General features: G+C 59.8%; 19 protein-coding genes. 9 read left to right on the top strand and 10 right to left on the bottom strand.

Annotated elements, in window-relative coordinates:
• Positions 1 to 321: 321 nt before the first annotated feature.
• A complete protein-coding gene (locus tag ACYZT3_RS28040; protein WP_282381575.1) occupies positions 322 to 1,518 on the bottom strand; it encodes a class I SAM-dependent rRNA methyltransferase in 1,197 nt (398 codons plus the stop codon).
• 233 nt (positions 1,519 to 1,751) lie between these two features.
• Here ACYZT3_RS28040 and ACYZT3_RS28035 point away from each other — a divergent pair, with 233 nt between their 5' ends.
• The 3 genes from ACYZT3_RS28035 to ACYZT3_RS28025 are packed head-to-tail and all read left to right on the top strand — an operon-like array spanning position 1,752 to position 3,783.
• A complete protein-coding gene (locus tag ACYZT3_RS28035; RefSeq protein WP_282381663.1) occupies positions 1,752 to 2,567 on the top strand; it encodes an HDOD domain-containing protein in 816 nt (271 codons plus the stop codon).
• A 27-nt stretch (positions 2,568 to 2,594) separates the two neighbouring features.
• Positions 2,595 to 3,407, top strand: a complete 813-nt coding sequence (mutM, locus tag ACYZT3_RS28030; protein WP_282381573.1) for a bifunctional DNA-formamidopyrimidine glycosylase/DNA-(apurinic or apyrimidinic site) lyase — start codon at positions 2,595 to 2,597, stop codon at positions 3,405 to 3,407.
• Positions 3,408 to 3,459: 52 nt separating this feature from the next.
• On the top strand, positions 3,460 to 3,783 hold the full coding sequence (locus tag ACYZT3_RS28025; RefSeq protein ID WP_282381571.1) for a multidrug transporter: 324 nt from the start codon (positions 3,460 to 3,462) through the stop codon (positions 3,781 to 3,783).
• A 126-nt stretch (positions 3,784 to 3,909) separates the two neighbouring features.
• Here ACYZT3_RS28025 and ACYZT3_RS28020 read toward each other — a convergent pair whose 3' ends face one another.
• The 5 genes from ACYZT3_RS28020 to ACYZT3_RS28000 all read right to left on the bottom strand — a co-directional run bounded on the left by ACYZT3_RS28020 (position 3,910) and on the right by ACYZT3_RS28000 (position 8,614).
• A complete protein-coding gene (locus ACYZT3_RS28020; protein ID WP_048722619.1) occupies positions 3,910 to 4,161 on the bottom strand; it encodes a YfhL family 4Fe-4S dicluster ferredoxin in 252 nt (83 codons plus the stop codon).
• Positions 4,162 to 4,263: 102 nt separating this feature from the next.
• Positions 4,264 to 4,743: a pantetheine-phosphate adenylyltransferase gene (gene coaD / locus ACYZT3_RS28015; protein WP_008150570.1), complete on the bottom strand. Its 480-nt coding sequence runs from the start codon at positions 4,741 to 4,743 to the stop codon at positions 4,264 to 4,266.
• Positions 4,744 to 4,858: 115 nt separating this feature from the next.
• The gene (locus ACYZT3_RS28010; RefSeq protein ID WP_462031184.1) at positions 4,859 to 6,454 is read right to left on the bottom strand and encodes a GMC family oxidoreductase; all 1,596 of its coding nucleotides are present in this window, start codon (positions 6,452 to 6,454) and stop codon (positions 4,859 to 4,861) included.
• Positions 6,455 to 6,609: 155 nt separating this feature from the next.
• On the bottom strand, positions 6,610 to 7,155 hold the full coding sequence (locus tag ACYZT3_RS28005; RefSeq protein WP_462031183.1) for a twin-arginine translocation pathway signal protein: 546 nt from the start codon (positions 7,153 to 7,155) through the stop codon (positions 6,610 to 6,612).
• 28 nt (positions 7,156 to 7,183) lie between these two features.
• Entirely contained in the window at positions 7,184 to 8,614 is a 1,431-nt protein-coding gene (locus ACYZT3_RS28000) for a coniferyl aldehyde dehydrogenase (RefSeq protein ID WP_282383161.1), read from the bottom strand.
• A gap of 146 nt (positions 8,615 to 8,760) precedes the next feature.
• Between ACYZT3_RS28000 and ACYZT3_RS27995 the strand changes: the two genes are divergently transcribed.
• Together ACYZT3_RS27995 and ACYZT3_RS27990 are read left to right on the top strand one after the other, a co-directional pair.
• Positions 8,761 to 9,432 carry a TetR/AcrR family transcriptional regulator gene (locus ACYZT3_RS27995; protein WP_282383164.1) on the top strand — a complete coding sequence of 224 codons (672 nt, stop codon included), beginning with the start codon at positions 8,761 to 8,763 and terminating at the stop codon, positions 9,430 to 9,432.
• Between the two features lie 44 nt (positions 9,433 to 9,476).
• Positions 9,477 to 10,331: a sulfurtransferase gene (locus tag ACYZT3_RS27990; RefSeq protein WP_462031182.1), complete on the top strand. Its 855-nt coding sequence runs from the start codon at positions 9,477 to 9,479 to the stop codon at positions 10,329 to 10,331.
• Positions 10,332 to 10,371: 40 nt separating this feature from the next.
• Here the strand turns inward: ACYZT3_RS27990 and ACYZT3_RS27985 are convergent, their stop codons facing one another.
• From ACYZT3_RS27985 to ACYZT3_RS27970, 4 genes are all read right to left on the bottom strand, one after another.
• The gene (locus tag ACYZT3_RS27985) at positions 10,372 to 11,367 is read right to left on the bottom strand and encodes a hydrolase (RefSeq protein WP_462031181.1); all 996 of its coding nucleotides are present in this window, start codon (positions 11,365 to 11,367) and stop codon (positions 10,372 to 10,374) included.
• Between the two features lie 64 nt (positions 11,368 to 11,431).
• Positions 11,432 to 12,043, bottom strand: coding sequence for a 16S rRNA (guanine(966)-N(2))-methyltransferase RsmD (gene rsmD / locus ACYZT3_RS27980; RefSeq protein WP_282383173.1), 612 nt, complete (start codon positions 12,041 to 12,043; stop codon positions 11,432 to 11,434).
• Entirely contained in the window at positions 12,043 to 13,533 is a 1,491-nt protein-coding gene (locus ACYZT3_RS27975; protein ID WP_462031180.1) for a M16 family metallopeptidase, read from the bottom strand. Before ACYZT3_RS27975 ends, rsmD begins: the two co-directional genes overlap by 1 nt.
• Positions 13,526 to 14,881, bottom strand: a complete 1,356-nt coding sequence (locus ACYZT3_RS27970) for a M16 family metallopeptidase (protein ID WP_462031179.1) — start codon at positions 14,879 to 14,881, stop codon at positions 13,526 to 13,528. Before ACYZT3_RS27970 ends, ACYZT3_RS27975 begins: the two co-directional genes overlap by 8 nt.
• A gap of 608 nt (positions 14,882 to 15,489) precedes the next feature.
• Here ACYZT3_RS27970 and ftsY point away from each other — a divergent pair.
• The 4 genes from ftsY (at position 15,490) to rpoH (ending at position 19,644) form a co-directional block, all read left to right on the top strand.
• Entirely contained in the window at positions 15,490 to 16,989 is a 1,500-nt protein-coding gene (gene ftsY, locus ACYZT3_RS27965) for a signal recognition particle-docking protein FtsY (RefSeq protein ID WP_462031178.1), read from the top strand.
• Positions 16,986 to 17,657, top strand: a complete 672-nt coding sequence (gene ftsE, locus ACYZT3_RS27960; protein WP_008152655.1) for a cell division ATP-binding protein FtsE — start codon at positions 16,986 to 16,988, stop codon at positions 17,655 to 17,657. The genes ftsY and ftsE overlap by 4 nt, the downstream gene beginning before the upstream one ends.
• Positions 17,654 to 18,676: a permease-like cell division protein FtsX gene (ftsX, locus tag ACYZT3_RS27955; RefSeq protein ID WP_282383183.1), complete on the top strand. Its 1,023-nt coding sequence runs from the start codon at positions 17,654 to 17,656 to the stop codon at positions 18,674 to 18,676. Before ftsE ends, ftsX begins: the two co-directional genes overlap by 4 nt.
• Positions 18,677 to 18,789: 113 nt before the next feature.
• Complete coding sequence (gene rpoH / locus ACYZT3_RS27950; protein ID WP_282383185.1) at positions 18,790 to 19,644, top strand: RNA polymerase sigma factor RpoH; 855 nt, start codon at positions 18,790 to 18,792, stop codon at positions 19,642 to 19,644.
• The last annotated feature ends 56 nt before the right edge of the window (positions 19,645 to 19,700 follow it).

Genomic DNA, 19,700 nt, shown 5'->3' with positions numbered 1-19,700 from the left:
AGGTTGGCGATTTTGTTTGCTTCCAGAGTAATTGCTTTCATGTTTTGAACTCCTTGTAATTGATAGTGAGTGTCACTCCTTTGTGACACCTTAATCATAGTTTGTAATGAGTTCTTATCAAGGGGATATTGGGTAGGAATGTTCCAGTAATTTTGTCGGATCAATCGTGGGGCTGGATGAATCTTGTAAGTCTTGTCCGCTAAAATAAAAGACAGCGCGAAACGTCCTGCAAGTCAGTAAGACGGCGGGAGTAGGAAGTTGGAAAATTCAATAACGGAAATAGAACGGGGAGCCGGTTGGCCCCCCGTCAAACCGGCGTAATCAGCTGTTTGGCAGCAGACGGCAGGTGATGCTCTTGATGTAGCGGGTTTCGGCGATGGCTGGGTGAACCGGGTGATCCGGGCCCTGACCGCCGCGCTCCAGGATCTGGATGTTGCGGTCCAAGTGACGGGCGCTGGTCAGCAGGATGTTTTGCAGATCGTCTTCGGGCAGGTGCATCGAGCACGAAGCGCTGACCAGGATGCCGTCCTTGCTGAGCAGGCGCATGGCTTGCTCGTTCAGGCGACGGTAGGCGCCTTCACCGTTCTTCATGTCTTTCTTGCGTTTGATGAATGCCGGCGGGTCGGCAACGATCACGTCGAAGCGTTCTTCGCTGGCTTTCAGCTCTTTCAGGGCTTCGAACACATCGCCTTCGATGCAGGTCATTTTGTCGGCAAAACCGTTCAGCGCGGCGTTGCGCTCGACGCCGTCGAGGGCGAAGGCCGAAGCGTCGACGCAGAACACTTCACTGGCGCCGAACGCAGCCGCTTGCACGCCCCAGCCACCGATGTAGCTGTACAGGTCCAGCACGCGTTTGCCTTTGGCATAAGGTGCCAGACGCGCGCGGTTCATGCGGTGGTCGTAGAACCAGCCGGTTTTCTGTCCCTGGATGACGGGCGCTTCGAATTTCACGCCGTTTTCTTCCAGGGCAACCCACTCCGGCACCAGGCCGAACACGGTTTCGACGTAGCGGTTGAGGCCTTCGGCATCACGGGCAGCGGAGTCGTTCTTGAACAGAATGCCGCTAGGCTTGAGCACTTGGGTCAGGGCCGCGATCACGTCTTCTTTATGAGCTTCCATGGTTGCCGAGGCGATCTGTACCACCAGAATGTCGCCGAAACGGTCAACCACCAGGCCTGGCAGCAGGTCGGAGTCGCCGTAGACCAGGCGATAGAACGGCTTGTCAAACAGACGATCGCGCAGGGACAGGGCAACGTTCAGGCGATGCACCAGCAGCGACTTGTCCAGCGGCAACTTGATGTCGCGCGACAGCAGACGGGCGCAGATCAGGTTGTTCGGGCTCATGGCAACGATGCCCAGCGGTTTGCCGCCGGCAGCTTCGAGGATCGCCTGGTCGCCGGCCTTGAAACCGTGCAAAGGAGTAGCGGCTACATCGATTTCGTTGCTATAGACCCACAAATGGCCATTTCGCAGGCGACGGTCGGCGTTGGCTTTGAGGCGCAGGCTAGGCAGGGACATGACGTCGCTCCGGAAAAAAGAGCGGGAGTATAGCGTGTTGCGCAAGGCCACGGTTTGGCGGATGGACATGCGGTGAGGAACGCCCGGGCTTTGATGAAACTTCAGACGATGTACCGGCCAAGGTGTCGGATCTAACTTTAGAAGGGTTAGAATCGCCGCCTGTCCCAGAGTGTGTACTTATGGCCCAAGAGCTGACTTCCGAACAGATTCAACAGTCCCTGCAAGGCATCAGCGTGCCGGCCCAGCCGCAGATCATGGTGGATTTGCAGATGGAGCAGTACATGCCCGATCCGGATCTGGAGGTGATCGCGAAGCTGATCTCCCAGGACCCGGGCCTCTCTGGCGCCTTGTTGAAAATCGTCAACTCGCCGTATTACGGCTTGAGCAACAAGATTGCCTCGATTCAGCGTGCGGTGAATCTGCTGGGCAGCCGCTCGATCATCAACCTGATCAACGCGCAGTCGATCAAGGGCGAGATGAACGACGACACCATCGTCACCTTGAATCGTTTCTGGGACACCGCTCAGGACGTGGCGATGACCTGCCTGACCCTGGCCAAGCGCATCGGTGCCCAGGCCGGCGATGAAGCATACGCCCTGGGTCTGTTCCATGACTGCGGGGTGCCACTGATGCTCCAGCGTTTTCCCAACTACATGACCGTTCTGGAAGAGGCCTATGCCAGCGCCAGCGCTGAATGCCGGGTGGTGGACACGGAGAATCGGGTGTTCAATACCAACCACGCGGTGGTGGGTTATTACACCGCCAAATCCTGGCGCCTGCCGGAGCCTGTAACCGCCGCCATCGCCAATCACCACAATGCGTTGGCGATCTTCAGCGATGAGTCGTTGCGCAACAGCCAGCTGAAAAATCTGCTGGCGATCCTGAAGATGGCCGAGCACATTTGTGGGTCCTATCGAGTACTGGGCAATCAGACCGAGGATCATGAGTGGAACAGCATCGGGCCTTTGGTTCTCGATTATGTCGGCCTCTCGGACTACGACTTCGAGACCCTCAAACAAACGATTCGCGACCTTGGCACTCACCGCTGAGCGTGCACAGCCTGATTCGAGAGCACCATGCCGGAACTGCCTGAAGTCGAAACCACTCGCCGCGGAATTGCGCCGCACCTGGAAGGCCAGCGCGTCAGCCGGGTGATCGTGCGTGACCGCCGCTTGCGCTGGCCGATTCCCGAAGACCTGGATGTGCGGCTGTCGGGTCAGCGCATCGTGCTGGTGGAAAGACGCGCGAAGTACCTGCTGATCAATGCCGAAGTCGGCACGCTGATCAGCCATCTAGGCATGTCGGGAAATCTGCGTCTGGTGGCAGTCGGCACGCCGGTGGCCAAGCATGAGCATGTGGACATCGAGCTGGAATCCGGCCTGGCCTTGCGTTACACCGACCCGCGACGGTTTGGTGCGATGCTCTGGAGCCTCGACCCGCTCAACCACGAGTTGCTGATTCGCCTGGGGCCGGAGCCGTTGACTGACCTGTTCGACGGTGAGCGCTTGTTCCAGCAGTCCCGCGGTCGATCCATGGCGGTCAAACCGTTCATCATGGACAACGCGGTGGTGGTCGGCGTGGGTAACATCTACGCAACCGAAGCGTTGTTCGCGGCAGGTATCGACCCGCGTCGTGAGGCCAAGAGCATCTCTCGGGCGCGTTATCTGAAATTGGCGATCGAGATCAAACGCATCCTGACTGCCGCTATCGAACGCGGCGGCACCACGTTGCGCGACTTTATCGGCGGTGATGGTCAGCCGGGTTATTTCCAGCAGGAACTGTTCGTGTATGGCCGCGGCGGTGAGCCGTGCAAGGTCTGCGGGACGGAGCTGCGGGACGTGAAACTCGGGCAGCGCGCCAGCGTCTTTTGCCCGCGCTGTCAGAGCTGATACCTCACGCGGTCTATAGTCAGTGCTCACTGCCTAGCCGAAGGACCGTGTCATGAGCCTGTTTCGAACCCTTGTCGTCGCGTTGCTGCTGAGTATCGGCGCGCCAGTGCTGGCGGCAAACACCGGCAGCGGCGACCCGCGTTACACCATCCAGAATCCCCCGGCGTACGCCATGCTCGGCGATTTGCTGATTGCCCGACCCTTGCTGGTCGTGGCGACGGTGATTGGTGCGGGGGCGTTTGTGGTGTCATTGCCGTTTACCGCGCTGGGTGGCGGCGTTGGCGATGCGGGGCAGGCGTTGGTGGTCGACCCGGCGAAAGCGGCGTTCGTGCGGTGTCTGGGGTGTATCGGGGAAGGGTTTGAGCAGCGGGAGTGAAGCCTAAAAGCTTCGCGGGCAAGCCTCGCTCCTACAGGTCCAGAGTCGTAGCGGACAACAGCGAACGGCCCAAACCTGTAGGAGCGAGGCTTGCCCGCGAAGGCGTCCTCACAGACACCAAATGAATCAAGCCTTACCGGTAATCACCCGATACTTCGCCATCAACTGCTCTTCAGTCTCTGGATGCGCCTCGTCCAGCGGGATGCAATCCACCGGGCAAACCTGTTGGCACTGAGGTTCGTCGTAGTGGCCCACACACTGTGTGCACAGGTTCGGGTCGATCACGTAGATCTCTTCGCCTTGAGAAATGGCGGCGTTCGGGCACTCGGGTTCGCAGACGTCGCAGTTGATGCAATCGTCGGTGATGATCAGGGACATGCTAACTCCAGCCAGGGCGGAAGGCCCGGGCGCAATAAACCAATGCGCACAATTGTGCCGCATTGGCGCCCGCAGTGCACGCGGGCGCCGCTTGAGCGGTTGTTACTTCTTGAAGCGCTCGTTCAGGGCATCCGCCACCGCAGGGTGGACGAACTTGGTGATATCGCCGCCCAAGGCTGCGATTTCACGAACCAGCGTCGAGGAAATGTACGAATAACGCTCGGACGGGGTAAGAAACAGACTTTCCACATCCGGCGCCAGCTGACGGTTCATGTTGGCCAACTGGAATTCGTATTCGAAGTCCGACACCGCACGCAAACCACGCAGGAACACGTTGGCGTTCTTCTCTTTGGCGAAGTGCGCCAGCAACGTCGAGAAGCCGACGACTTCAACGTTGGGCAGATGTTTAGTGACCTCGCGGGCCAGCGCTACACGCTGTTCCAGGGGAAACAACGGGTTTTTCTTCGGGCTGGCGGCGACGGCGATGATCACATGATCGAACAGGCGCGCGGCGCGTTCGACCAGATCGCCATGGCCCTTGGTAATAGGGTCGAAGGTACCTGGGTACAACACTCGGTTCATCGCGTCGTCCTGGCGGGAGTCCGTTGGGGAGTCGGATGGTATCGCAGCCTTCCCGGTCGGCCAAGTCGCCTTTTGGGTAAGAAAGCACTATAGACGATTGGAATACTCTCCATTTTCATGGGTTTTTCAAACGTTCGGCCAAAGAAGTTGCCAGCTGCGCCGTCAGCCCGTAGACCGACAATTGCGGGTTTGCGCCAATGCTGGTGGGGAACAGCGAGCCGTCATGAATCGACAGGTTGCCTAGCTGATGATGCCGGCCGAGGCTGTCGGTCACGGCATTTTTCGGGTCTTCACCCATGGCACAACCGCCCATCACATGGGCACTGCCAAGGCGTGTGCGATACAGCTTAAGGCTCAGGCTGTCGATCAGTGTGCGCGCTTCAGCGAGGGTTTTTACGTAGCGAGCGTCGGCGTGCATGGGCATCACTGCATTGGCACCGCCAGCGAACTGGATCTCGGCCATGCTGTGAAACGCCCGGCGCAACCCGTCCCAGGCATAGGGAGAAACCTGATAGTCGAGCACCGGCGTGCCGTCACCGCGCAACTCGACGCTACCGCCCGGGCTGTCCGGGTGGAAACCGTCTCGCAGCAACGCCAACATAGCGTGGGTATGGGGCAGGTTTTCCATGTGCCGGGCGTTTTCCTTGCCGAAGCCACCGAGCAGCGTGGTCGCCAGCGCCGGGTGCAGTGGCGGCACTTCAAGTTTGTAAGACATTTTCCCGGTGGTGCCGTCCTGCCATTGGAAATGGTCGGAATAGATCGACTGTGGCGCGCCATAGAACGGGTTGATCACTTCGTCGAACAACCCGGCCGACATGTTCACCAGGTGTAGAAACGTCCTTTTACCCAGCCGCTTGTGAGGATCGGGCGCCTCGGAGCGCATGAGTAGCGCCGGGCTATTGATCCCGCCGCCAGCCAGCACGTAATGCCGGGCTTGGACCGTGATTGTCTTGCCCATGGGAGCGACGCAGCGGTCGTCCATCGCTACGCATTGCAATCCTGTGACCTTGTCGCCGCTGATCAAGAGCTTTTCGGCGCGAGCCAGATAAAGCAGCTCACCGCCTTTTTCCAGGGTCGCCGGAATGGTCGTGACCAGCATCGATTGCTTGGCGTTGGTCGGGCAACCCATGCCGCAGTACCCGAGGTTCCAGCAGCCACGCACGTTGCGTGGGATCACATGCCAGGTGTAGCCGAGTTTTTCGCAGCCTTTGCGGATCACGTCGTTGTTGGCGTTGGGGGGGATCATCCAGGGGGCGACACCCAGGCGTTGTTCCATTTTCTCGAACCACGGCGCCATCTCCGCCGGCGTGTGGCCTTTGACATCGTGTTCTTTGGCCCAGTGGTCGAGGGTCGGGTCCGGCGTGCGAAAGCTTGAGGTCCAGTTGATCAGCGTGGTACCGCCCACCGCCCGGCCCTGAAGGATGGTGATCGCGCCGTCCTTGCTCATGCGACCGATGCCTTCCTGGTAGAGGCTGGTGTAGGCCTGGTCTTCGAGCAGCTTGAAGTCGCTGCTGGTCTTGAGTGGACCTTCCTCGATCAGCAACACCTTGTAGCCCGCGGCGCTAAGGATTTCGGCGGTGGTCCCGCCGCCAGCGCCGCTGCCGATAATCGCCACGTCCGCTTCGAGGGTCAGGTCCTGGGACAGTTGCGAACCGTTATAGGTTTTCCAGCCACGGGCCAGGCCTTCGCGGAACGGATCGGGTACGGGCATGTTCAGGTTCTCTTCTTATTTTGAGTTCGGTGGTGAAGCGGCTGACGTCTTCGCGGGCAAGCCTCGCTCCCACAGGATTTGAGGTGGACCACCCTTTTATGAACGACTCAAACCCTGTGGGAGCGAGGCTTGCCCGCGAATGGGTCGACTCGGTTTCAAACCGTCGGCGGTCCGGGATACCCGCAATGCGCCCATGACTCCGCCCGGCTGTACCACGCCATCATCACCAGTTGCTGCAGCGAGCTGTGGCCCATGCGCAGCAGATTTAACGAGCTGTTTTCCCAGCGATCCAGGAAGTGCCGGATCTCGTCGCTGCTGGCGTTTTCCCAACTGCCCCAGATCCCGGTCAGGGGGCCGCGAGTCACGGCCATTCCCAGCACATCGAATAACTGCTGGGTCAGCTTGAGCATTTCCGGCGACAGGTGATTCAAGCTGTTATCCAGGCAGTTCAGGGTGCCATCGACGGCCGTCGGCATTTTCTCGACGGCCACGGCGCCGTCGAGCATCACCGGAATCAGTGCCCGCAGAAACAGCAAGTCACCGCTGCGCAGAATCGCGAAACCACTGGCTGCAATGCTCGACGAGCAGCCGCTGAGGCTCGCTCCCAAACCCGCGGTGGCGAGAAAGGCGCTGGCACCCAGGCTGAATTTAAGCAAGCCGCGCCGTGACAGCGCAGGTGTATCGGACAGACTTGGGCTCATTATTGTTATTACCCGGTGGTGATGATCGTTAGCGGATAAACAGCTTCTGAATCAGCTTCTGAATGGATTTTCCGTACGGCGGGTAGATCAATTTCGCCGCATTGAACCGCTGTTTGATCAGCACACCTTTGGCTTTGCTGAAGGTCAGGAAACCTTCGTGGCCGTGGTAATGACCCATGCCCGAGGCGCCGATACCGCCGAATGGCATGTCGTCCTGAGCGACGTGCAGCAGGGTGTCGTTCAGGCACACACCGCCGGAATGGGTTTCGTGAAGCACGCGATTTTGCTCACGCTTGTCGTAGCCGAAGTAATACAGGGCCAGCGGACGTGGTCGTTGGTTGATGTAGGCAAAGGCTTGATCCAGATCCTTGTACGGAACGATCGGCAACAGCGGGCCGAAGATTTCGTCCTGCATCACCATCATGTCGTTGCTGACATTGAGCAGCAGGCTGTGGCTCATGCGGCGCCCCTGGCCCTGGTCGAACAACGGAATCAGCAGCGCCCCCTTGCTGGTGGCATCGCTGATGTAGCCGTTGAGGCGCGCCAGTTGTCGGTCATTGATGATCGCGGTGTAGTCCGGGTTGTCGGTCAGGGTCGGATAAAACCCGCGAACCGCCTGACGATAGGCCTCGATAAACGCACCGACGCGATCTTCCGGCACCAGGACATAGTCCGGGGCCACGCAGGTCTGCCCGGCGTTGAGCGTCTTGCCGAAGGCGATGCGTTCGGCAGCGTCCTTGAGCGGCACGTCGCGAGACACGATGGCCGGGGATTTGCCGCCGAGTTCGAGGGTCACCGGGGTCAGGTTCTCGGCCGCCGCACGCATCACGTGTTTGCCAACGCTGGTGGCGCCGGTGAACAGCAGGTGATCGAAGCGCAGCTTTGAGAACGCTACACCGATATCGGCTTCGCCCAGCACCACGCAGACCAGGTCTTGCGGGAAGATTCGGCCCAGCAGTTCCTTGAGCAACACACCGAAGACCGGGGTCGACTCACTGAGTTTGAGCATCACCCGATTGCCTGCCGACAACGCGCCTACCAATGGCCCGATGGCCAGATACAGTGGATAGTTCCACGGCACGATCACCCCGACCACACCCAAAGGTTGATAAACGACTTTGGCTGCCGCGGGTTGAAAGGCAATCCCGACCTTGCGCTTCGACGCCTTCATCCAGCCTTTGAGGTGCTGATTGGCGTAGTGAATGCCATGCAGGCTGGGCATCAGTTCGGCGAGCAGGGTTTCATCGGCGCTGCGATGACTGAAATCCTGGCTGATGGCATCGATCAGAGCCTGCCGCTCATTGCTCAACAGATCTCGCAGGGCTTTTAGCCACTGCTGGCGCTGGGCAGCGGGCGGCATCGGGTTGGCTGCATACGCCGTGCGTTGGGCGTCGAACAGGGTCTGGAGCTCATCCAGAGGCTGCTGGAGGTTCTGCAGGTAGGCGATGTCAGCAGTCATGGTCGGCTCCGGTTTTAGTGTAATAAGGGACTTTTTAGAGTCCGTGCTCTAGAAAGTCAAATGACATCCTGGTGCAGCGTTGTTTTATCCACTCCCCGTTAGGTCGTAAGATGCCCGTCAACGCACTCTGAATTAAAGCCCAAGCCATGGCCCCTCGGATCAAAACCAGCGAGCGCATCGTGCAGAACAGCCTGGAGCTGTTCAATCAGCAGGGTGAGCGCAGCATCAGCACCAACCACATTGCTGCCCACATGGAAATTTCACCGGGCAACCTGTACTACCACTTCCCCAACAAGCAGGCGATCATCGCCGTGCTGTTCAGTGAGTACGAAAGCCTGGTGGACAGCTTCCTGCGCCCACCCCAGGGCCGCGCCGCCACGGTTGACGACAAGCGCGTCTACCTCCAGGAGTTGCTGGCCGCCATGTGGCGCTACCGGTTTTTGCACCGCGATCTGGAGCATCTGCTCGACAGCGATCCAGAGCTGGCCGCCCGTTATCGGCGTTTTTCCCAACGCTGTCTGATCCATGGCACGCACATCTACGCGGGCTTCGTCGAGGCCGGCATCCTGCAAATGGACAAGGTTCAGATTGAATCCTTGACGCTTAATGCCTGGATCATCCTGACGTCCTGGGTGCGTTTTCTATGCACCACGCGTGATAACTCCAATCACCTGAGCGAGCAGGCCATTAAACGCGGCGTGTATCAGGTGCTGGTGCTTGAGGCCGGTTTTGTCACGGATCAGTCTCGCGCCGCGGTGAATGCGCTGTTTGAGGAATTTTACGTACCACTGGCCCAAGCGCTGGAAGAAGTGGGATAGAAAGTGCAGTAGGATCAAGCACAGCCTAATCACAGGAGTCCGTTATGCCCATTGCGCAGCTGATCAGCCCACAAGCGTTGGACTTGAAAAAGGATCAGCCGGGGTTGGTGATTCTGGATTGTCGTTTTGCCCTCGAAGACCCGGATTACGGTCAGCGCAGTTATGCCGAAGGGCATATCGCCGGGTCGAGCTTTGCCGATCTTGAGCGTGATTTGAGCGGGACTGTGGTCAAGGGTGTGACCGGGCGCCATCCGTTGCCTGAACCTGAAGACTTGATCGAACGTCTGCAATCCTGGGGCACCAACGCCGACAGCGATGTGGTTTTGTACGACGACGGTCCGGGTGCCTACGCGGCGCGGGCCTGGTGGTTGCTGGCCTGGCTGGGTAAACGTGACGGCGTGTTCATCCTCGATGGCGGGCTCAAGGCCTGGCACGCGGCCGGTTTACCCCTGAGTCTTGATGCGCCGGAGATTGAACGTGGCACCTTCACGGGGGCACCGGACAACGCGCTGATCTTGAGCGCCGAACAGCTCCAGCAACGTCTTGGCCAGCCCGCGCTGACCTTGCTCGATGCCCGCGGCTTGCCGCGCTTCAAGGGCGAAGTCGAGCCGATCGACCCGATTGCCGGGCACATCCCCGGCGCACAATGTGCGGCGTTCACTGACAACCTGGGCAGCGACGGGCGTTTTCTGCCGGCGGATCAGCTCAAGCAGCGTTTTGCCGACAAACTTGGTAATCGTTCGCCGACCGATCTGGTGGCGTACTGCGGTTCTGGCGTGACGGCGTGTCACAACCTGTTTGCACTGTGTCTAGCCGGGTATCCGTTGGGATCGTTGTATGCCGGTTCATGGAGCGAGTGGATCAACGATCCTGCGCATGGCATCGCCATCGGCGAGTAATCCCCCATCTAAATGTGGAAGCGGGCTTGCTCGCAACCCATTACTCGCGACCTGCGGTCAGCCACTGCGGGATGCGGCGTTCCAGGTAATAACCCGGTTGCCTGAACGAGCCATCGACGAAGCCGACATGCCCACCCTTGGGCTGTAGTTCGAATTGAGTGCAGGCGGACAATTCCTCGGCTTGCGGCAGGCTATGAGGAAAGACAAACGGGTCATCGGCCGCTTGAATGATCAGGGTTGGCGTACGAATCTCGCCTAGGAAATAGCGACTCGAGGCTTGACGATAGTAATCCTTGGCATCGGCAAAACCATTCAGCGGCGCCGTGACCCGGCCATCGAAATCCCAGAACGTGCGCATGTTCTCCAGTGAGCCCAGCGCAGCCAATGCCGCCAGTCCATCCTCGCGCCCGTCATGCTGGAACTGTCGCTGCTTGTTCTTGATGTAGGCCACCATCTCGCGCATGAAATGCGCCTGATAGACCTTGGAGAAACCCTGGCCGATACGGTCGGCGCATTGATCGAGACGAAACGGCACCGACACCGCCACCGCACCGACCACGCCGCTGTCACTGCCGGATTCGCCCAAGTGCTTGAGCAAGACATTGCCGCCCAGGGAATAGCCGATCGCATACAGTGGCGCCAGAGGGCGTTTGGCCCGCAGGTGCTTGATGGTTTCGGCCAGGTCTTCGCTGGCACCGGAGTGGTAGCTGCGCGGCAACAGATTCGGCTCGCCTGAGCAGCCGCGCCAGTTCAGCGCGACGCTGGCCCAGCCTTGCGCGCCCAGTGCTTTCTGCACCCCGGCCACGTAAGGCGAATTTGAAGAGCCGGTCAGGCCGTGCAACACCAGCACCAGTGGCGCATCGGCGCTGTGCGGGCCGTGCCAGTCGAGATCGAGAAAGTCACCGTCCTCAAGCCACAAGCGTTCGCGTTGGCGTTCGATGTGCGTGGTTTTGCGCCACAGCGGTCCCCACAAGGTTTGCAAGTGCGGATTGCCGAGGCCGAAGGCCGGGGTGAAGCGTTCTGGCAGATAGGACACGTTTATTTCTCGATGCAGCGGTGCGAGCCTCGCTTGAGGCGCGCACCTTTTTCAGGCCGGTCGATTAACCGGCGATCTCTGCCATACGTTGCCACAACGCGTAGTAAACCCGCCCGGATTTCTGCTCCCGGTGCAGGCGCCAGTTGCCTGGCAGACCGAGTATCGATGGCGCGTTTTCGCTTTCAGTGTAGATCCAGGCCTCGTTGGCCAGCCATTGACGCTCTTCAAGCAGCGTGCAGACGGTCGGCAACAGGTTCTGGTTGAACGGCGGATCGAGGAACACCACGTCGTACGCAGTTGCTGTCTGGGTTTCCAGGTAGCGCAAGGCATCGGCGGTCTGAATCTGGCCGGTGGTGCAGCGCAGCGTGCCCAGATGCTCCTTGATGCTGGCGACCGCGATGTTGCTCGCGTCCAGCGCCTGACCCATGGCCGCGCCACGGGACAACGCCTCGAGGAACAACGCGCCGCTGCCGGCGAACGGATCAAACACTTTGGCCCCGGCAACGTACGGTGCGAGCCAGTTGAACAGGGTTTCACGCACCCGGTCCGGGGTCGGACGCAGGCCCGGTGCATCAGGGAAGCTCAGCTTTCGGCTGCCCCATTCACCGCCGATGATGCGCAGTTGGTTCACACCGTTGTGCACGTTGTGAACAGGTTTTTTAGGACGAGTGGCCATTAATGCTCCGGGACCCCAAGCGGTTGCTCGGCAGGTTTATCAGTAGGGGCCGGTAACGGCTTTTGCGGCACGGTCGGGCCAGCGCTGACGATGACCATTTTGTCCGTGCTCAAGTGTTTGTTCAGTGCGGTTTTGACCTGTTCGACCGTCAGGCGCTGGGACTCACGCATAAAGTCATCCAGATAATTCAGCGGCAGGTTGTAGAAACCCATGGCGCCGAGTTGGCCGACAATATGGGCGTTGCTGGCAGTGGACAGCGGGAAGCTGCCGGCCAATTCACGCTTGGCGTCATCGAGTTCTTTCTCGGTCGGGCCGGTTTTAAGGTAGTCGGCGAGCACGTCTTGCACCAGTTTCAGCGTGCCTTCGCTCATCTCGGCGCGGGTTTGCAGGTTGATCATGAACGGGCCCCGCGCCTGCATCGGGCTGAAACCTGAATACACGCCGTAAGCCAGGCCACGCTTCTCGCGCACTTCGCTCATCAGCCGGGTGCCAAAGCCACCGCCGCCGAGTATCTGGTTGCCCATGGACAGTGCTGCGTAGTCCGGATCGTCACGATCGATACCCAGTTGCGCGAGCATCAGGTTGGTCTGCTTGGACGGGAACTCGATGTGGCCGATGCTGGCTTTCGGTTCCTCCGGTTGCGCGATTTTCGCCAGCTCAGGACCTTTTGGCAGCGTGCTGGAAACTTGCGAAGCAATCGCCTCCGCCTCGGCACGAGACAGGTCGCCCACCAGCGCGATCACCACGTTGCCAGCCGCATAGGCCTTCTCATGGAATGCGCGCAGTTGCGCCACGGTAATCGCCGGAACGGTTTTCGCCGTGCCGTCGCTGGAATGCGCGTATGGGTGATCGCCGTACAGACGGTTCATCAGCTCCAGGCTCGCCAGTTTGCCCGGGTTCTGCTTCTGGTATTCGAAACCGGCGAGCATCTGGTTCTTGATGCGCGCAAAGGAATCGGCAGGGAAGGTCGGTTTGCCGACGACTTCAGAGAACAATTTCAGGGCCGGTTCGCGTTTGTCCGCGGCGCTGAGGCTGCGCAGGGAGGCCAGCGCCATGTCTTTAAACGCGCCGTTGCCAAAGTCTGCGCCCAGGCCTTCGAAGCCCTGAGCGATGGCGCCAACGTCTTTGTCGGCCACACCTTCGTTGAGCATGGCGTTGGTCAGCACGGAGAGACCAGGTGCGTCGCCGTCCTGGCTGCTGCCGGCAGCGAAGATCAGGCGCATGTCGAACATCGGCAGCTCCCGGGCTTCGACAAACAGGACCTTGGCGCCTTCGGCGGTTTTCCAGGTCTGCACGTCCAGGGTGCGGTGGCTTGGCGCCTTGCCGTCGAGTTCTGCCAGCGATTGCAGCTTCTGGCTGGCCTTGGCCTTGTCGAGGGCTTCGCTGGCTTTGGATTCGTCGGTTTTTGAGAAGTAAAAAGCTGCAGACCCGATCAATGCGACAGCGATCAGGCCAATCAGGGACAAGCGCGGTTTTTTACGCTCACTCATGAGTCGTCTCCTCTGGCAATACATGGGCGACGCTGAGACGTTCGCGGGTGAAATACAGCTTGGCGGCTTTCTGGATGTCTTGCGGGGTCACGCTTTCCAGGTCGGCGAGTTCGGTGTCCATCAGCTTCCACGACAGGCCAACAGTTTCCAGTTGGCCAATGGCGGTGGCCTGGCTGGTGATCGAGTCACGTTCGTAGACCAGGCCTGCGATGACCTGTGCGCGGACGCGTTCCAGCTCTTCAGCGGACGGCGCGGTGGTTTTCAGCTGTTCAAGCAGCTTCCACAAACCGGCTTCGACCTGGGCCATGGTTTTCTTTTTCTGGGTATTGGGTGTTGCCGACAAGGTGAACAGGCTGTCGCCACGGGTATAGGCGTCGTAGCTCGACGAACCGCCGGACACCAGCTCTTCGCCGCGCTCCAGTTGTGTCGGGATGCGTCCGCTGTAGCCGCCGTCGAGCAGGGCCGAGATCAGGCGCAAGGCATTCACCGAACGTTTGTCTTCGGCGGTGGCGATGCTTGGCACGTTGAAACCCAGCATCAGGCTTGGCAGTTGGGTCTGCACGTGCAGGGTGATCTGCCGCTCGCCAGGTTCGGCCAGTTCCAGCGGGATTTTCGCCGGTGGCACATCACGTTTGGCGATCGGGCCGAAGTAGCGCTGGGCCAGGGTTTTGACCTCATCCGGGGTCACGTCGCCGACCACGACCAGTGTGGCGTTGTTCGGCACGTACCAGGATTGGTACCAGTGGCGCAGCTCCTCGACTTTCATGCGATCGAGGTCAGCCATCCAGCCGATGGTCGGCGTGTGGTAACCGCTGGCCGGGTAGGCCATGGCCTTGAAGCGTTCGTAGGCCTTGGACATTGGTTTGTCGTCGGTGCGCAGGCGACGTTCTTCTTTAATGACTTCGATCTCGCGGGCGAACTCGTCGGCCGGCAGACGCAGGCTGGCCATGCGGTCGGCTTCCAGCTCGAAAGCCACGCCCAGACGGTCACGGGCCAGCACCTGGTAATAAGCGGTGAAATCGTCGCTGGTGAACGCGTTCTCTTCAGCGCCGAGGTCGCGCAGGATCAGCGAAGCTTCGCCGGGGCCGACTTTTTCGCTGCCCTTGAACATCATGTGTTCCAGGGCGTGGGACAAACCGGTCTGACCCGGGGTCTCGTAGCTCGAGCCGACCTTGTACCAGACTTGGGAAACCACCACCGGTGCACGGTGGTCTTCGCGCACGACGACCTTCAGGCCGTTATCGAGGGTGAATTCGTGAGTGGGTTGTGGATCGGCAGCCAGGGCCGAGAGGGGCAGACAAACTGTGCTGAGCAGCAGGCCTGCAGCGCGGCGGGCTAAAGCATTCATTCGTTTTTAAACCTGTTGAGCTGCCCGCTTGGTCTTAGCGTCGGCGGGCGAGAGGTAGGGCGTGTCATCAATCATTACCAGTACCGCGCCGGAGCCTGATAGTGCGCAGGGCAAGGCGCGAGGAGTGTAGTTTGGTCATTCCAAATAAACTCCGAGCAACGCAGCCCTGCACACTATCAGGCCCGGCCCTCCGGGTGGCGCCTGAAAACGGGCCATGCTGCGTTGCAGTCCTTGGGAAGGAAAGCACATTCCCTGCGGCCTGCGCCTTGCCTGGCCCGTTTTCAGGCGGCCACGCGGTACTGGTAATGATTGATGACACGCCCTAGGATACTGGTCCGTTTTACTGGCGGCCACGCCTATCAGGCCTTTGATCGGCCGGAAGGTTGCATGGGTTACCTGCGGAAGCTTTGATTTTGTCAGCTAAAATCTGCGTTTTCGCCGACGATGCCGTTCCAGTCCTTCGTATTAGTCAACCTTTGAGGTGCTGTTTGCACCTCGACAAAATGTTGCGCGTGAACAAGCTGGGTCAATCGCAGTCTGTTCTGCATCGAATATTTATTTGCCGGGGCGCCCTTTGGCGCGTCGCTACCGTGAGATAGCCGTCCTCCATGTTTGGTTCCAACGACGACAAGAAAGCCCCAGCTGAGGCTGGTGAGAAGAAAAGCCTGTTCGGATGGCTGCGCAAAAAGCCGCAGGAACCCGTCGTCGAACAGCCACAGCCACTTCCTGAGCCAACGCCTGCGCCGGTCATAGAAGAAGAGCCCGCGCCGGTTGTCTTGCCGATCGCTGAGCCGGTGCTGCAACCGATAGTTGAGGTTGAGCCTGAAACTGAACTGGTGGTTGAGCTGCCGCTGGCGCCAACCGCAGAGCCGTGGCTGACCTTGCCTGTGGCGGAAGAGCCGGTGGCATTGGTCGAAGATGAGCTGGCGCCGCACGTTGCGCCGCCGATTCCAGCGCCGAGCGCATTTGCTCCGGAGCCCGTTCAGGCGCCAGTGGTTGAGCCGGTTGTCGCGCCAGTTGTCATGGCCGAGCCTGCGTTCGTGGTCCCGGAGCCTGTCGTTCCTGCATTTGTTGCTCCGGTTGCTCCAGCACCCGCACCGGTTGTCGCTCCCGTTGCCGCCGCACCTGTCGCTCCCGTCGAAGCGCCTGCCGAGCCTGCGCGTACCGAAGAAACCAAAGCCGGTTTCTTCGCCCGCCTGAAACAAGGCTTGTCCAAGACCAGCGCCAGCATCGGCGAAGGCATGGCCAGCCTGTTCCTGGGCAGGAAGATCATCGATGACGAGCTGCTTGAAGACATCGAAACCCGCTTGCTGACCGCCGACGTTGGCGTCGAGGCGACGTCGGTGATCATTCAGCATCTGACCCAGAAAGTTGCCCGTAAAGAACTGGCCGATGCCGATGCGCTGTACAAATCCCTGCAAGCGGAACTGGCGGCGATGCTCAAGCCCGTCGAGCAACCGCTGAAAATCACTTCGCAGAGCAAGCCGTTCGTGATTCTGGTCGTCGGCGTCAACGGCGCCGGCAAGACCACCACCATCGGCAAACTGGCGAAAAAGCTGCAACTTGAAGGCAAGAAAGTCATGCTCGCGGCCGGCGATACCTTCCGCGCCGCCGCCGTCGAGCAATTGCAGGTCTGGGGCGAACGCAACAAGATCCCGGTCATCGCCCAGCACACCGGCGCTGACTCGGCTTCGGTTATCTTCGATGCCGTGCAAGCAGCCAAGGCCCGTGGCATCGACGTGCTGATCGCCGACACCGCCGGTCGTCTGCACACCAAAGACAATTTGATGGAAGAGCTGAAGAAGGTTCGCCGGGTGATCAGCAAACTCGACGCCGACGCGCCTCACGAGGTGCTGTTGGTGCTCGATGCCGGTACGGGGCAGAACGCGATCAGTCAGACCAAGCAATTCAACCAGACCGTCGAACTGACTGGCCTGGCGCTGACCAAGCTCGACGGCACCGCCAAAGGTGGGGTGATTTTCGCCCTCGCCAAGCAGTTTGGCTTGCCCATTCGCTACATCGGCGTCGGTGAAGGCATCGATGATTTGCGCACTTTTGAAGCAGAACCCTTTGTCCAGGCACTGTTTGCCGAGCGGGAGCGTTCATGATTCGTTTCGAGCAGGTCGGTAAGCGCTACCCGAACGGACACGTCGGCTTGCATGAGCTGAGCTTTCGAGTCCGACGGGGCGAGTTTTTGTTTGTGACCGGCCACTCTGGCGCCGGTAAAAGCACCTTATTGCGCCTGCTGCTGGCGATGGAGCGTCCGACCACCGGCAAATTGCTGCTGGCCGGGCAAGACCTGAGCACCATCAGCAATGCGCAGATCCCGTACTTGCGCCGGCAGATCGGCGTGGTGTTCCAGAACCATCAGTTGCTGTTCGATCGCACGGTGTTCAACAATATCGCGCTGCCCTTGCAGATCCTTGGGCTGTCCAAGGCCGAGATCGCCAAGCGCGTGGATTCGGCCCTGGAGCGCGTAGCGCTCTCGGACAAGACCGATTTGTACCCCGGCGACTTGTCCACCGGTCAGCAACAGCGCGTCGGCATCGCCCGCGCCATTGTTCACCGTCCGGCCTTGCTGCTGGCAGATGAGCCGACCGGTAACCTCGATCCGCGTCTGGCGGCAGAAATCATGGGCGTGTTCGAAGACATCAACCGTCTGGGCACCAGCGTGCTGATTGCCAGTCACGACCTGGCGCTGATCGCCCGTATGCGTCACCGCATGCTGACGCTGCAGCGCGGCCGATTGATCGGCGACGGGGAGGCTGGCGTATGAGTGCGACACGCAGCCCCAAGGTTTCCGAGCGCGTGGCCCCCAAGGCCGCCGATCCGCAGCCGCAGAAGAAAAAACGCGACGATGACGACGGTCCGGACTTCGCCACGTTGTTCCGCGCCTGGGTCGAGAGTCATCGGGCCAGTCTGCTCGATAGCTTGCGTCGTTTGGGCAAGCAGCCAATCGGTAGCTTCTTTACCTGCATGGTGATGGCGGTGGCTCTGAGTTTGCCCATGGGCCTGTCACTTTTGCTAAGTAACGTCGAACGCCTCGGCGGTTCCTGGCAACGTGCGGCGCAGATTTCCCTGTACCTGCAAATCGAGGCCAGCCCCGCTGAGGGTGAGTCGCTGCGCGAGCAGATCAAGGGGATGCCCGGCGTCGCCGATGCTGAATATGTCGGCCGCGATCAAGCGCTGGAAGAGTTTCAGCAGCAGTCCGGTCTGGGCGAGGCGCTCAAGGAGCTGCCGGAGAACCCGCTGCCAGGCGTGGTTCTGGTGACGCCGAATGAAGTCGACAAGCCCGCGCTTGAAGCATTAAGACAAAAACTTTCTGAGTTGCCGAAGGTACAACAGGCGCAACTTGATCTAGTCTGGGTCGAGCGTCTGGCAGCGATCCTCAAGCTGGGCGACCGTTTTGTCTTCGGTCTGACCGTGCTTTTGGTTTCTGCATTACTTTTGGTGATAGGCAATACCATTCGTCTTCATATTGAAAACCGCCGCACAGAGATAGAAGTGATTAAACTCGTCGGCGGCACTGACAGCTATGTGCGCAGGCCCTTTCTGTATATGGGTGCGCTATATGGCTTCGGTGCTGGGATTCTTTCCTGGGGCGTATTGGCGTTTGGCCTTGATTGGCTGAACGATGCGGTGGTGGGGCTGGCCGGCTTGTACGGCAGTGATTTCGCGCTGGCCGGAGTGCCAGTTGCAGATGGTCTGTCGCTCTTGCTTGGCGCGGTGCTGTTGGGGTATATCGGTGCATGGATTGCAGTCGCACGCCACCTGAGGGAGCTTGCGCCTAAGTAGTATCATTTTGCTCGTATTGACCTTTCAGCGTTTATGGGAACTTGTCTTTCGGTTTCCGGTCAATTTTCGCAGTGCTGAACTGCACGAGTTATGTAAGTCGGAGGTTTTTTCGTATGACCAATTCTTTGCAACCTGCATATGCTCTGGTCCCGGGTGCGAACCTGGAGGCCTATGTGCACACGGTGAACAGCATTCCGTTGCTGACGCCGGAGCAGGAGCGTGAACTGGCCGAGAGTCTCTATTATGAGCAGGATTTGGGGGCGGCTCGGCAGATGGTGCTCGCCCACCTGCGTTTTGTTGTACATATCGCCCGTAGCTATTCCGGCTACGGTCTGGCTCAGGCCGACCTGATTCAGGAAGGCAACGTCGGCCTGATGAAGGCAGTGAAGCGCTTCAACCCGGAAATGGGTGTACGCCTGGTGTCCTTTGCCGTGCACTGGATCAAGGCGGAAATCCACGAGTTCATTCTGCGCAACTGGCGCATTGTGAAAGTCGCGACCACCAAGGCTCAACGCAAGCTGTTTTTCAACCTGCGCAGCCAGAAGAAGCGTCTGGCGTGGCTGAACAACGAGGAAGTCCACCGTGTGGCGGAAAGCCTCGGTGTAGAGCCTCGGGAAGTGCGCGAGATGGAAAGTCGCCTGACCGGTCATGACATGGCCTTCGACCCGGCCGCGGAAGCGGACGATGACAGCGCTTTCCAATCGCCGGCCAACTATCTGGAAGACCACCGGTACGACCCGGCCCGTCAACTGGAAGAGGCTGACTGGAGCGACAACTCGAACCACAACCTGCACGAAGCGCTTGAAGTGCTGGACGACCGCAGCCGTGACATCCTCTACCAGCGCTGGCTGGCAGAAGAAAAAGCTACGCTGCACGACCTGGCGCAGAAGTACAACGTGTCGGCCGAGCGTATTCGTCAGCTCGAGAAGAGCGCGATGAACAAGCTCAAGGTGTCGATCGCCGCTTAACCTGCGCGCCCGGCAACAAAAAACGCCCCGATCATTGATCGGGGCGTTGTTGTTTG

The organism is Pseudomonas sp. MDT1-16, assembly GCF_054898115.1.
Note: the sequence above shows the minus strand (reverse complement) of the source record. Positions and strands in the feature narration are given on the sequence as shown.